This is a genomic window from Pseudomonas sp. TH34, from assembly GCF_016650865.1.
GTDB lineage: Bacteria > Pseudomonadota > Gammaproteobacteria > Pseudomonadales > Pseudomonadaceae > Aquipseudomonas > Aquipseudomonas yamanorum.
Map to the genome: position 1 here is coordinate 1 of NZ_JAEKFB010000015.1, position 13,833 is coordinate 13,833.

The 13,833-nt window shown below is 55.2% G+C and carries 12 protein-coding genes; 4 read left to right on the plus strand and 8 right to left on the minus strand.

The features are described from left to right. A partial coding sequence (locus JFU58_RS09985) for a beta strand repeat-containing protein (protein ID WP_274610124.1) occupies positions 1 to 2,138 on the plus strand: 2,138 nt, incomplete at its 5' end. A 199-nt stretch (positions 2,139 to 2,337) separates the two neighbouring features. Here the strand turns inward: JFU58_RS09985 and JFU58_RS09990 are convergent. Genes JFU58_RS09990 through JFU58_RS10000 form a run of 3 tightly spaced genes read right to left on the minus strand, consistent with a single transcriptional unit; the run spans position 2,338 to position 5,861 of the window. Beyond that, positions 2,338 to 4,197, minus strand: coding sequence for a GldG family protein (locus tag JFU58_RS09990; RefSeq protein ID WP_201140458.1), 1,860 nt, complete (start codon positions 4,195 to 4,197; stop codon positions 2,338 to 2,340). 9 nt (positions 4,198 to 4,206) lie between these two features. After that, a complete protein-coding gene (locus JFU58_RS09995; protein WP_201140460.1) occupies positions 4,207 to 4,941 on the minus strand; it encodes an ABC transporter permease subunit in 735 nt (244 codons plus the stop codon). After that, positions 4,938 to 5,861, minus strand: a complete 924-nt coding sequence (locus JFU58_RS10000) for an ABC transporter ATP-binding protein (RefSeq protein WP_201140462.1) — start codon at positions 5,859 to 5,861, stop codon at positions 4,938 to 4,940. Before JFU58_RS10000 ends, JFU58_RS09995 begins: the two co-directional genes overlap by 4 nt. Before the next feature lie 303 nt (positions 5,862 to 6,164). On the opposite strand from JFU58_RS10000, the gene JFU58_RS10005 reads away from it, so the two are divergent. Both JFU58_RS10005 and JFU58_RS32595 read left to right on the plus strand, forming a co-directional pair. Beyond that, positions 6,165 to 7,148: a hypothetical protein gene (locus tag JFU58_RS10005; RefSeq protein ID WP_201140464.1), complete on the plus strand. Its 984-nt coding sequence runs from the start codon at positions 6,165 to 6,167 to the stop codon at positions 7,146 to 7,148. 478 nt (positions 7,149 to 7,626) lie between these two features. Beyond that, positions 7,627 to 7,839 carry a carbon storage regulator gene (locus tag JFU58_RS32595; RefSeq protein ID WP_201140466.1) on the plus strand — a complete coding sequence of 71 codons (213 nt, stop codon included), beginning with the start codon at positions 7,627 to 7,629 and terminating at the stop codon, positions 7,837 to 7,839. A 456-nt stretch (positions 7,840 to 8,295) separates the two neighbouring features. On the opposite strand, the gene JFU58_RS10015 is transcribed toward JFU58_RS32595, so the two are convergent. Genes JFU58_RS10015 through JFU58_RS10025 form a run of 3 tightly spaced genes read right to left on the minus strand, consistent with a single transcriptional unit; the run spans position 8,296 to position 10,106 of the window. Beyond that, positions 8,296 to 9,405 (minus strand): CaiB/BaiF CoA transferase family protein, encoded by a 1,110-nt coding sequence (locus tag JFU58_RS10015; RefSeq protein ID WP_201140468.1) that lies wholly within the window; start codon positions 9,403 to 9,405, stop codon positions 8,296 to 8,298. A 15-nt stretch (positions 9,406 to 9,420) separates the two neighbouring features. Next, positions 9,421 to 9,729, minus strand: coding sequence for a DUF202 domain-containing protein (locus tag JFU58_RS10020; protein WP_201140470.1), 309 nt, complete (start codon positions 9,727 to 9,729; stop codon positions 9,421 to 9,423). Continuing rightward, entirely contained in the window at positions 9,726 to 10,106 is a 381-nt protein-coding gene (locus JFU58_RS10025) for a YidH family protein (protein ID WP_201140472.1), read from the minus strand. The genes JFU58_RS10020 and JFU58_RS10025 overlap by 4 nt, the downstream gene beginning before the upstream one ends. 249 nt (positions 10,107 to 10,355) lie before the next feature. Here JFU58_RS10025 and JFU58_RS10030 point away from each other — a divergent pair, with 249 nt between their 5' ends. Then, positions 10,356 to 11,297 carry a LysR family transcriptional regulator gene (locus tag JFU58_RS10030; protein ID WP_201140474.1) on the plus strand — a complete coding sequence of 314 codons (942 nt, stop codon included), beginning with the start codon at positions 10,356 to 10,358 and terminating at the stop codon, positions 11,295 to 11,297. On the opposite strand, the gene JFU58_RS10035 is transcribed toward JFU58_RS10030, so the two are convergent. Continuing rightward, on the minus strand, positions 11,282 to 12,589 hold the full coding sequence (locus tag JFU58_RS10035) for an MFS transporter (protein WP_201140476.1): 1,308 nt from the start codon (positions 12,587 to 12,589) through the stop codon (positions 11,282 to 11,284). The two genes, JFU58_RS10030 and JFU58_RS10035, sit on opposite strands and share 16 nt — an antisense overlap. 63 nt (positions 12,590 to 12,652) lie before the next feature. Beyond that, positions 12,653 to 13,816: an acyl-CoA dehydrogenase family protein gene (locus tag JFU58_RS10040; protein WP_201140478.1), complete on the minus strand. Its 1,164-nt coding sequence runs from the start codon at positions 13,814 to 13,816 to the stop codon at positions 12,653 to 12,655. Positions 13,817 to 13,833 lie beyond the last annotated feature (17 nt).

Sequence of the window (13,833 nt, forward strand, 5' to 3'; positions counted from 1 at the left end):
TCGATAGCACCATTGGCAGGCAGTTTGGCAATAGCAATGGCACTGCTGGATCTGGCGGCAACCTCATTGGCCAGCAGAGCGGCAGCATCATCGGCAGCCAGATCGGCAATAAAAATGGCAATAGCCTGGCCAACAGCAATACCCGAAGCGTAAGCATCGGCGGTAGCATTACCAGCATCAATGGCGGCAATGTCTCGCCTAACGGCAACGTACCAACCGTGCACTCCGACACGCTGTCGAAAAACCTGGCAAACACCAACATCGAACTGGCCAGCAGCCAGGGTAATCTGTCAGTTGAAGCACCGATCTCCTGGAACAGTTCCAGCACTCTTGGACTGACATCCGAGCGCGGTAATGTGCAGGTCAATGGCGCTCTGAACGCCAGCGGTGCCAATTCCGGTGTGCAACTGAATGCCAAGCAGGGCAGTATCCAGATTAATGAAAATATAGCATTAACGGGGGCCGGCTCTAGCCTGGAGCTCAACCAGCGCGTTAATAACGGTCACTCCATCAAGGACGGTAAGGCAGTGACATTGTCAGGCGACGACGCCACGTTCCGCGTGAATGGCCAGTCCTATGATGTGGTGCAAAACCTAGATCAGTTGCGCAAGATCGGTGACAACATGGCTGGCCGATACGTACTGGGTAACGCCATCAAGGGCACCGGGAGCTTCGAGGCCATCGGCGATGGCGCGGCCCTGACAGGCGTCCTAGACGGTCTGGGTAACGCCATCAGCGACCTTTCCATCCATGGCAGTGCAGGTGGTGTAGGCCTCTTCGCTGCGAACGCCGGGCAGATCAACAACCTGAACCTTGAGCGCATCTCGGTCGACGGTGGTTCATCACCTCAGTACAACACCCAAGTCGGCACACTCGCCGGGATTAACCTTGGCACCATCCAGAACGTCAAGGCTAATGAAGTTCAAGTAACCGGCTCTTCCTACCTGAACTCTCTCGGTGGCCTGGTAGGTGTCAACTTGGGTGGCACCATCGGAAACTCTAGCGTCAGGGGACAGGTAACGGGAAACCAGAACACGTTTGCCATGGGCGGCCTGGTCGGTGAGAACGTCGCCAATGCCAATGGTATGGCGCAGATCATCAATAGCCGAGCCAACACACTTGTTACGGGACAAATGGCGGCAAGCACTTCTTACTATGGAAACAGCGCGGGCGGTCTCGTTGGGCTTAACGAAGGAGGAAGCATTGCCAACTCCAGCAGCCAGGGTTCGGTCAATCTGTTCGGCGACAACCTGAACATCGGGGGGCTGGTAGGCCACAACATCGGTAACATCTCGAACGCCCAGTCCTCAGCCAGTGTTTCGGGCGGTAAAAACAGCCTGATTGGCGGCCTGGTCGGCCTTAACCGGCAAGGTTCGATCGCCAACTCCTCGGCCAGCGGCCAGGTGAAAGGCAGCGCGACGCAAGCCATCGGTGGGCTGGTAGGGAAAAACCTGGCCAACACACTCTCGAATGTCTCAGCAACTGGCTATGTCAGTGACGCATACAGCGGCAATGTTGGTGGTCTGGTTGGCAACAACGCTGGCGGCGTAATCGCCAACGCTACGGTCAGCGGCACTATAAGCGGCGGCAACAACGCCAATGTCGGTGGCCTCGTGGGCAGCAGTGCAGGTGGTTCCATCACCAACGCTACGGCCAGCAGCACCGTAACCGGTGGAAACAATGCCATTGTCGGCGGCCTGGTTGGCTACAGCCGTAACACGGCCATTACCAACGCCACCAACTTCGGCACGTCGGTTGGCGGAATGGGGTCTACGGTAGGTGGCTTGGTAGGCAACCTATCGGGCGGGCGGGTTGATAACTCCCATACCAAAGGCAGCGTCAGCGGTGCGCAAAGCAGTCGTGTCGGCGGCTTGGCTGGCATGAGTTCCGGCCAGATCAGCACCTCTTCGGCCTCCACTACCGTGGAGGGTGGCGACTACGCCAACCTCGGTGGTCTGGTTGCGGTGAACACAGGCTCTGTCATGTTGTCATCAGCCAGCGGCAAGGTCGACTTCAAGGCGAACTCCGGGCAGGTTTACGGAGGGTTGATCGGTCAAAACTTTGGTCAGCAAAACCTCAATAGCGTTTCCGGAGCAGCGCTCGGAGTACCAGCAATAGGCCGAAACTTCCGCTTCTAACGTCACAGCACACAGGGTAAAAAAAATGGCCTGGCATGCGAAGCATGTCAGGCCATTTCGATTGTTACTCAAGCTACTTTGCGACCGTTGCCATGCTGTTAGTGACACAACACAAACCTTCGTACACGCTTAATCTACAGTGGCATTTTTTCTACAGAGTTACTCCCCCGTGCTTCTGAATGTACCTTGCGGAAGACGCCTAATCACGAGGTTTGCGGTGTGAGACAACAAGTCTGTGGGCTCGCCGCAATCCCCACACAATCAGCACGCAGAAGGTCAACAGAAGCGGAACAGCCGCAATATTGATCACTTTCAAGGTGCGCCCGAGGTTATCGATATCGGCATTCAACTGGTACTGAACCTCGCGTAGCTCCTTGCGAATTTGCACTTTTTCATGAATGAACTGACGGACAGCCATCTGCTGTTCAGCACTCGATATCAGTGGCTTGTCTTCGTGCGTTTCCTGCAATTGCGCCAGCTTGAGTTCTGTCTGCTCAAGACTCTGCTGAAGTAGGTAGTATTTTTCTCTGAGCCTGGCTTCGGCATCTCGCTGCAATTGCTCCACCCGAACAAAGGGACGGCTATAACGACCACGAGAGCGAACACTGTTCAGTGCGTCAGAGCCGGACAAGTTGTCCAGCGCGTTGATCACAAAGAATGCATTGTCTGCCCAAGGGCGCGGAGCCGGGCGACCGTCGACCTCCTCCAACTCCACCCACATCCTATCACTCAGCAGGTCCGTATCGGCGACGACTATCAGATTGATCTCCTGCGCCTGTTTAAGACCGTCCCGGTGTCCATCGATGCCGCTCGGAAACGCTGATTGTACGGCTCCCTGAATTCGAGCCGCGATGACACGCGGTTCACTATGTGGTGTCAGCTCACGCATCACCTCTGCAGAAGCGTTTTGACTGTCGAAACGGGCCGTATCGAATGCCATGGCAACGTCGGAGCTGCGCATCAAGGGGATAAAATTGGTGGTGGCATTCTCGATCGGCTCAAGTATCCCGGTAGTCGACAGGTTGATGCTTTCCAATCCTGCCGTACTCAGATCATTTTGATTCAGGCCAGGGGCCGGTAACTCAAGAGTGAATGGCCGAAGTACTGCGGGCGGCCCCTCCCTCGCGCCGTCGAATAGCGCGTAACTACCGTCCCCCAAAATAGAGTCTGGCAACATCCGTAATCCCCACGCCTTGAAGAGAGTTGCCAAGTCAGAGGATCTGTCCTTGCTGGTGATACCGAAATATTCTGAACCAGGGTCCTGTTCACTGAGGGGGTCGACAAAGGCGAGCACCTTGCCGCCCGCCAATACGTACTGATCAATGGCGTACTGCGTCGACTGTGGCAGGTGCTTGGGATGCAGTAGCATCAGCACGTCGATGTCTTCAGGTATCTGCATGATGTTGCTCCTCAGATCCACCAGGTCAAACTCCCGGCGAACTTCCTTGATCAACATCCAGGGTTCGCTCTTGCGTTGCGACTTGACATCGAACCCTCCATTCACCGGCAAACTCGAAAGCAATCCCACCACCGGTCGTTTTGGCTTTTCCAACGTTTGCAGTAGCCGACTGATGTCGTACTCAAGGCGATCTTCCTGGTCCAGTGGAAAGAGCGGGATTATCTGAACATTATTCTGCACATCGGTACCGACCAAGCCGAAGTAGATTGGTGCAGCACCAGGCCCCATCTGTGCGGCTTGAAGGCCGAATCCATTTGCCCTGTCTTCCTCTTCAGAAAAAGGTTGTGGGTCAATGATCCGGAGGCGAATCTTGCCCTTGGCCTCGTGTTCGTAAGCTTTCAATAACTCCTGGACGCGCGTGGCGTAGCCGCGCAGTGGCACGAGCCCTTTAGTAGCGCTGTCGGAATAGAAAAAGTAAAGGTCGATAGGCTGATCCAGGCCACTGAGGATCTGCCTTGTACCACTACTGATGGAGTAAAGCTTTTGCTGGGTCAGATCGATGCGGGCTCCTGGGAGCAACAACCCTGTACTTATATTAAAGGCCAGAAACAGCAAGGCGATCAGAAGCAGGCCGAAGCAGGAGTAAATTAGACGCTTCATGGCTACTCCTCATTCGGCCTTTTTCAAATTGACCACCACGGCGGTGGCCACCAGCCAGGCGAAGATCCCGCTGATGAAGTAGAGCAGGTCGCGTAGGTCAATCACCCCTTTGCTTATCGCATCAAAGCGGGTCAGGAAACTCATCGAGGCCAGAAAGTCCAGCAACCATTGAGGCGCCCATGGATCGAACACATCGAGAATCAAGGGAAACCCACTGACGATAAATATGAGACACACCACCAAAGTCAGGATCAGCGCGATTACCTGACTCTTGGCTAGTGCCGACATGCAGCAGCCAATCGCCAGGTAGGACCCTGCCAGCAACCAACTGCCCAGGTAGGCAGTGAGGATCGCACCGTTATCTGGGTTGCCCAGATAATTGACGGTGATCACCATCGGTACGGTCAGGAGCAAGGTGATCCCGACGATGACCCATGCCGCAAGAAATTTCCCGACCACTGCGTCGAAACAAGTCACAGGAAGTGTCATCAGTAACTCGATACTGCCGGATTTGCGCTCTTCGGCCCATAGCCCCATAGCCAATGCAGGAATAAGGAAAAGGTACAACCAAGGTTGAACACCGAAGAAAGGCGCCAGATCAGCCTGATTACGCTCGTAAAAGTTGCCCAAATAGAAAGTGAATGCACCCGATAGAATCAGAAATATCTCAATGAATACATAAGCCAGCGGCGTGGTGAAATAACTGGTCAACTCACGTTTGAAAATTGCAGGTAGCTGTCTCATACCATTTCTCCCTGAGTCAGACGTTTGAAGACTTCGTCGAGACGGCCCTGCTCCAGGTCCAGCTTTTTCATCTGCCACCCTTTGGCGGCAATCAGCGCGCTGATCTGAGGGAAAATCACCTCGCCAGGCCGAGCCAGCACCGTAAGGCTCTTCTCGGCGTGGTTCTCCTCAATGCCAGCGACGCCTGGCAATACCGCAAGGGCAAGCAGGTCCAATGGCCTGTCAGCCTGCAGTGTCACAGCGTGATGATAACGACAGCGGCTTTCCAACTCTGCTGGAGTGCTATCCGCCAGTAGCCGGCCATTGTTAATGATCAGCGCGCGGCTGCAGATCGCCGACACTTCCTCGAGAATATGAGTGGAGATAATCACTATCTTGCTCTTACCAAAACCCTGGATCAGTTCACGCACCTGCTGTTTCTGATTCGGGTCCAGGCCGTCCGTGGGCTCATCGAGAATCAGTACCTTGGGATCATGCATGATCGCCTGAGCCAGTCCGACCCGACGAGTAAACCCCTTAGACAAGGTCTCGATGGTCTGCCGATAGACCCCGCCAAGCTCCAACAGATTTATTGCACGATCCACACGTTCTTGCCTTTCCGAGCCTCTATAACCGCGGACACCTGCAATGAAGTCAAGAAAGCCCATTACAGTCATATTGCCGTAACAGGGCGCTCCCTCCGGCAAGTAGCCCATTTGCCGCTGTGCATTCAAGCGTTGGGTACGAATATCAAACCCTAGAATGCTCGCCGAGCCGGAGGTCGGTGAGATGAAGCCCGTCAACATTTTCATGGTCGTGGATTTACCGGCACCATTTGGGCCAAGAAACCCCAACACCTCCCCTGGCTCAACTTGGAAGGAAAGGTCGTTGACCGCAATTTTTCTTGAGAAACTCTTGGTTAGGTTGGATATGTTGATCATGGTTTTCGAATTCAAAAAAGAGAGTGAGGTTGTTGAGTCGCTGCACGCCACTCATTCAAAGGTGGCGGCTCATAGGAGAAAAAATCATCAATAACGAACGACTCTTGAAAAGCCGATCACCCTGACGAGGCCAACCACAATAAACGCTGTTTATGGGTTCGCTGATTTAGATAATGACTATCAGATAAATCCTTAAATAATTCAGATGTGTCCCCTCGATTGCCAGCGAAGGCTTGCATATCTTTGCAACAATTTCCTTGTATTCTGTCGCGCAAAATACTTACGCTTATTTACGGTGAACTTATGCTTGTAAGAACTATCTCTATAACAAATGACAACCAAGACTTGATGACGGCTGCTGTGCTTTGTAGCTTCGTCATCCCGGAGACCCAGAAAAACTTTCTAGCGTACACCCTGAATGAGGAGGTCAACGAGACGGACGCGCGCGCCTACATGACATCACTGCTGAAAGAAGGTGACAGTTACACTTTGGGTGTGTCCATTTCAGACGAAGACGCGCAAATGGCGATGTTCGTATTCAGCCAAACTCTTCGAGAGGCGATGACCGGTAAACGACGAACTTCAGATATCCACTATCATCTTCTGGACCTCACCAACCAAGTGGTGCTGCCAGCCCCGCTGAAGGAGCACCACTCTTTCAATATCGAGAAGGAGTGGGCTGTTAAACTTTTGGGGTTCGAGCCATCCGTACACTTTGGGCCGGCCATTGAGCTTGACGCCACCATTAGGCTTGGCGATAGCGAAACAGAAGCGGCGGCCGGCGAATTTGTGGAGCACGCTTTAGTAAGGCTGGACAACCAAGAAGATATGGCAAGCGCTTGCGGGGACATCCCCTGCAGGAGCGAGACCCGTGAAATAGTTGTGTCACCGCCAGAGTCCGGCTCAACTTATGAGGAAGCCACCCCTTCCATCCGTGATACGTCGAGCTATGAGGCTGAACAATTCCTGCGCGACGTGCAAACGACTCTAGAAACATTTTCCACTATTGCCCTGAAACTGACACAACAAACATCCTTGGAATCCAGAGAGTTAAGACTACAGGGCCTGGAGCTTCTACTAGGTCAAAAACAAGAGCAATTATTGCTAAATCAGCAGCGCGATGATGAGCTATTGGAGCAATATGTCCTGCGCGAGGCGGAATTGAACGCTCGCGAGGAAACGCTAGATCGCAAAACCAAGGAACTTTCAGAACAGCTCAAACAACTGAGCGCTACAAAGAAAAAACTCAACGACCTATTTGACGGTTTTGATGTCTCGACAAACTAGCCCTACCCAGACTTTTTTTGCCTCAGACGGACCATGCTTCGATGGCTGTCTCCGCTGGTGGCTTTCTTGCTGTGACGTGTCTGCTTCTAGGAATAATCGCGCACTATGTGGCGGTAGGTGTAGTTAATCTAGTCGCATTTTTTTCGGATATCGAAGTTAGTATCGAGAACCCAGCGGGCCCTGGATTGTAAAGAAATATCTTTGCATGCCATCAATACTACTATTCCCATGAGAGAAGACTACTGGCCAAGTTAACTCAATCGAATTGACCGATTTTGGCCGACTCATGCCTCACCTGTACCTAGGCCGAGGTCAGTAGGGTCCATCGTCACTCCATGTCTTGTAGTTCTTCCGGTCCGGGAGTGAGAGATTAGATAAGACTTTTCAGCAGAACATCAAGAATAGTCCTACATCTATTATGCTAAATTCATGCAATTAATATCCATGGATATAAGGTGCTAGTCAGAAGGAATATTCATTGCTAATCATAGCCAGGACGCCCAATAAACGCCTATACATCGGCGACGAAATCCAAATCAAAGTGATCAAGGTCGAAGGCGACACCGTGTCTCTAGGTGTCAACGCGCCAAAAAACATCCGGATTGTTCGATCAGAGCAAGACAGAAGATCCTTCGATGAGGGTTCTATAGCCTCCGTAACGGAGGCCTTAAAAAAAACCTGCCGAGGGTGAGCACAGAGATGAGCCTTCATGTGCTCGCCTACAACCTCAAACGAATGATGAGCATCTTCGGCACAGCAGGACTGCACGAGGCGATCAGGGCGTGAACCCAGCCGCTTGGCTCGCCAGTTAGTAGTCGTTTGGGCCGCTGGCGCGGCCCAAACGGCATTACGAACTTCTATGTCACTGACGAAGCTAATTCTCGCTTCCGCGCGCTGATTCCATAGGCACCCCTCGCAACTCTCAGTTTTCGGGGTGTTTAGCGCGCTCACACAGCCTGGGGCGTTTTCTGCCTGTCAGGATCGACCGAAAACCATTGTGCATTGCCGCCGTTCGCTTCTGGCCGAAATTGGCCAGAAGCACTCATTGCTGATTAACTACTCTCGCCCCAGAAGTAATCTGCCTGGGTCCGGTTCTGGATGGAGCCATCGTTTCAAATTGAAATTGCCAATATACGTTATTCATTTGTCACTTGGTGGTCGTTGACGTGAATTCCCCGAGCGCGGGCACCTTCCCTTCAGTGTCAGGCAAACCTAGAGAGAACTTGACAGGAAAGCGCACTGCAATAGCTGCCTCTTCGGCAAACTCACGCAGTGTGCCGCGTGCGCGGACATGCGTATCGCAGAATAATTCACTGGCTCTGAGTACGGACGAGAACGGCAGATCGACGTCAGCCAAGTACTGGCTCCACTTAGCCAGCGTTTTGCTCAGGAAAATCTGCTTGAGCAATTGATTGACCTCTTTCTTGCACGCCAGACGCCCGATTCTGGTGGAGAATCGCGGGTCATTGAGTTGAGGAAAGGCTTCGCCAAGGCAATCGCACAGGGTTGTCCAGAATTTGTTTTCGAGAATGCCCAAGACGATGTAACGGCCATCGCGGGTTTCGAAAATGTCGTTCTCCGGCATCACCATGGGCGACATCACCGGGTTCTTCTCGAAGCTTTTGGCCAGCCAGGCGCTTGGGGCCGTCCAGGACAGAATGCTGTCATGGATCGACACGTCCAAGTGCTGGCCGGCACCGCTCTGCCTTGCACTCATGATTGCCACCACCAGTGACAGGGCGGCATAACTAGACGCGGCATAGTCCGACACGCGCACGCCCGGGCGAGCCACCTTGCTCTCGACCTGCGTAGGCGCAGCCCAGTACCCGGCCATTGCGAGGTAGTTGAGGTCATGACCGGCGTGAGCCGAATAGGGCCCGGTCTGACCAAAGCCGGATATGGAGCACATGACGATCGCCGGATTGACCTTGACCAAATCGTCGTAACCCAGCCCCAGGTTTTTCATCACGCCGGGACGAAACCCTTCGACAACTGCATCACAGTCACGAACCAGATCAAGGAACGCCTGCCGATCCGCGCTGTCGTCCAGATTCAATGCCACTGAGCGCTTGTCGCGATTAAACTGGGCAAATATCGCATTGCCCAGTTCACGGGAGGTATCACCCGAGCCGCGCCGCTCGACCTTGATCACATCGGCGCCCAGTTGCAGCAATAACGATGTCGCATGCGGGCCAGGCAACAGCTGACTGGCGTCGATAATTTTTACATCTTTGAGGCAGGACCACTCGGGCTTCATTTTTATTCCCCATCGTTACGGAGACAGCACCGCAATCAGTGTCGCCAGAGTTATCAATGAAACAAAGATACTCAACAGCACTATCCGTCCGGGGCTGGCCAGCCGCTGCGCAGACGTCAATGCGATAACACTGCTGGCGTAGCGGCGCCTCTGACCCAGTGCAATGAGCAGCGCCAGTCCTCCTGCCGACAGTGAAATCAACAGCGTCAGGACGGTGTGCTGCGACAGGCAGCGCAACGCATGCGCAGCGACCAAGAAAAACGCCAGTTGGGTTCGCCGCCAGGCCAAGGCAGTACGCTCCGCCTGCAGGCCTGCATCGGTCACACGAGTCTCCAGCACAGGGCAAACACTACGACGGTCACGGCGGCGCAACCGAGCGATAGAATCGGAATCACCGACGGCATCGGCAGTTCGGCGCCGTGGCGCAATGCGCGCTCGACGCCAAGCCAGCGCCAGAACGCCCAGACACTGACCAACAGGCTCAGACTCAACAGCATGCAGACCAACAATACCTTGCCATTCTCGTTCAGCACCGTGGATGTGAATGCCTCCACCGCAACACCGCCAGCGAGCAACGCTAATGCAGTGCGGATCCAGGCCAGAAAGGTCCGCTCGTTGGCCAGGGTGAAGCGCGGATCAGGTGCGTGCCCGCCACTCGGAATGTAGCGACTCAGGTTGAGCCTGGAACCGAAAAGCTTCATTCAGTGACCGCCTCTTGAACGGGTTGCGTGATATATGAACCGAGGGTTCCGGCCGTTGCAGGGCCCATTCGGGTGGAGCATCAAAGATGCAAGTTTGTAGATTTGTTTTTACGCCGGTACAGCAACTTACCGCATCAAATTGTAGTATTAGCCGGTCGTTGCGGGCATAGTAAAAAGCTGTTTTCACTTCGGCAAATATCAACTTTCAATACTTGCCATAAAACTTTGGCATGCCCCAGGAACACCTCCATGACGTTGAAACAGCTGCGCTATCTCATCGCCATTGCCGAAGCCGGAAGCTTCTCGGCTGCAGCACGCCGGGCCTACATTGCCCAGCCTGCGCTAAGCCGGCAGATCGGCTTGCTGGAGGAAGAGCTGGAGGTGCAGTTACTGGAGCGTCTGCACGATGGCATCAACCTGACCGACGCCGGCCGGCGCCTTTACGAAATCGCACGTTCGGTGGTGCAGACGGTCGACTCGGTCAAGGACGAACTGGAGTCGACCAAAGGCAATCCGAAGGGACGCGTGGCCATCGTCATTCCTGTCACCGCATCCGCACTGCTGCTGCCACTGATCATCACTCGTGCCAGTGAAAAGTTTCCTAGCATCGAACTGACTGTGCGCGATGGTTTGAGCCAGGAAGGCGGTGAAGCGATCGAACTGGGCAAGGTCGATTTCGGTGTGGTGCCGAACGCCGAGGAACTGGAGCACGTGCACGCCGATCCGGTGTTCACTGAAGGGCTGTACTGGTTGGGCGTTCCACCAACGCCCGGTGTGGGCGATGTCATTACCTTGGCCAAGGCTGCTGCCAGCCCGCTGGTCATGGCGCCGCGCAGCAGCTCGCATTTGCGCCGCCGCGCGGAGCAGGCTGCCATGCAGGCCGGTGTCGAACTCAATGTGGCCTACGAGCAACAGACCGCTCAAGGGCTCAGCAGCCTGGTGCGCTCGGGGCTGGCGGCGACTATCTGTAACTGGCCCGCTGTCGAGGAAGGCACGCAGCAATGCGCACTGCGAATTATCGAGCCGAGTGTGCAGCGCACCATCGCCATTGCTCACTCAACCCATAAGCCCCTGTCCTTCGCCGCCTCGTGCATGCGCGACCTGGTTCGCTCGATCCTCGTTGAAACCGTGCAATCGGGTCGCTGGAAAGGCCAGTTGATCGAGAGCCAATTGCCTCAGGAACAGGCTTGAGCACGCACGGTGACGACAGGCAGTTCACGCTGTAGCCGCGCGCGTGAGCGTTGCGGGTTCATTATGTACAAGCCACTCAAGCCGGCAATCACCAAAATCGCACCACAGACCACAAACCCATGGGCGTAGCCCTCACCGTTGATGCCGGTAGCGCCTTGCACGAGATAGCCGGTAACAACCGGAGCGGCCAGCCCAGCCAGTGATCCGCATGCGTTACCGATGGCCAGTATGCTACCGCGTTGCCCGCTGGGCACGACTTCAGCCAGCATCGCCGGACCGATCGAATACATCACCAGTGCCAGCCCACCACTGAGCGTCAGGCAGGCCATTCGCTCTACCACCGAGAGCTCGGGCAATACCAGTGCCGCCGCCAGCAGCCCGCTCAGGATCAGGCACAGCGAAACGAAAATGCCTCGTGCAACACGTGAAGGCAGACCACGGCGTAACAGACGCTGGGACCACCACGCCATAATCAGACTCAGCGGCGTGGTCACCAGCACAAAAACGCCGAACAACCGCCCGGCGCTCAACGAGGCCATACCCAGGCCTTTCTCCAGATAGGCAGGCACCCAAGTCAGGGTCAGTGCCAGTGACCAGTTGGCCGCAAAGTGGCCGACGTAGTTACCCAACACCGTGGGATCCATCAGCAGCCGACGATAGGGTATGTGGTCTGCATCCGGCTGCGCAGCATTCACCGACACCCGGTCCATTTGCCCTTCGCGTCCAAACCGGTACCAGATGAGGCACCAGATCAGGCCAACCAGCGACAGCACGGCAAAGTTTGTTCGCCAGCCATAATGCGTGCTGATCCAGGGGATCAACAGACCCGCTACCAGCAGGCCCATGGCACTGCCCGAATGCAGCAAGGCCACCGGCAGGCTGCGTTTGTTATCCGGGAACCACTTGTACAAGGCATGAGTGGCCACCGGGGATGCCGGGCCCTCGCCGATCCCCAGCAACACCCGGCAGGCAACGATCGCCCACAGTGACGTGGCGATCAGCATCGGTAACTGGATCAACGCCCAGAACAAACCCATGCCCAGCAGCAGCATCCGAGTTGGCTTGCGGTTGGCGATAAAGCCGCCGACCACAGCCGAAATCGAAAATAGCCAGTGCAGTGCTCCTGCGACCAGTCCGAACTGGGTCGGGGACAGCTGCAGTTCTTGCATCATCGGCACGGCGATCAGGCCGATGACGACCTTGTCGAGAAAGTTCACCAACATCATCACGGCGAGCAGAGCCGCAATCGTCCAGGCTGCCATTGGTCGATAGGCTGATTCAACACTGAGCATGCAATACCCCTGATTATTGTTATGTATTAGTCGCCTGCCGGAGGCAGGCGTTGCGGGCCAGCCTCAGTTGGGCATCAAGATACCCTTGGCGATGGTGTTGCGCTGGATCTCGCTGGTACCGGTGAGAATCCGCATCATTCGGGTCGCCCGGAACAACCACTCAACCGGGTTGCCACGGATCAGGCCGGCACCACCATGTACCTGCACAGCACGGTCGACGATGCGGAACGCGGTTTCCGAGGCGAACACTTTACACATGGGGGCGTGTACCTTGATATCACCACCGGCATCGTTCAAGGCTGCCGAGGCGTACATCATGCTACGTGCTGCCAGCAACTCAGTGGCCATGTCGGCGATCATGTGGTTGACCGCCTGAAACATGGCAATCGGCTTGCCGAACTGAGTCCGCGTACGTGCATAGTCGATTGACAGATTCAACGCTAACCCCGCCATCCCCAACATGGTCGGACAATGCAGCAGACGGTTGAGGGTAATGCGCCCCATCGCCAGCTTAAAACCGGCCCCTTCCTCACCGATGCGGTTTTCCATCGGCACCTTGACGTCGCACAGTTCAATGTTGCCGTGGCTGCCTGCGCCAGACATGACCTGATAGTCCGAATCGATTTTCACGCCAGGCGCCTTGAGGTCAACAAAGAAGGCAGAAATACCTGCCGCGCCCTGCCCCGGTCCGGTAACCGCCAGCAACACGGCAATATCGGCGTAAGGAGCACCGGAGATGTAGCGTTTGGCGCCGTTGAGTACGTAGTGATCACCATTGAGCCGAGCGCTGGTTTTGATGGCGCTGGCGTCCGAACCGGCCTCGGCTTCAGTGAGGGCGAAGCACACGGCTTTTTCCGCACGACACACAGGCTGCAAGAACTTCTCAACCTGCACATCGCTGGCCACACGAAACAGATGGCCGATACGCGGCGGCCCGCTCAACTCGCCCAGCACATGAGGGGCGAGCATTGAACTGGTCAGAATGGCCGACTCTTTGACCGCGCACAGGTCGACCACACTCAACCCCGCCCCGCCAAGAGGCTCGGGCAACATGACATTGTAGAAACCGAGTTCGCAGGAGCGTTTCCAGACATCGGCGAGGATGGCCTTGGGATAAGCTTCCCCCCATTGCAGTTGCTCTTTCTTTTCCAGCGGGATGATTTCGTCACGGATGAAGGCACCCATGTCACTGATGATGCGTTTGGCTTTTTCGCTTGGTTCGATCATGTCTAATTCTCTTCTGT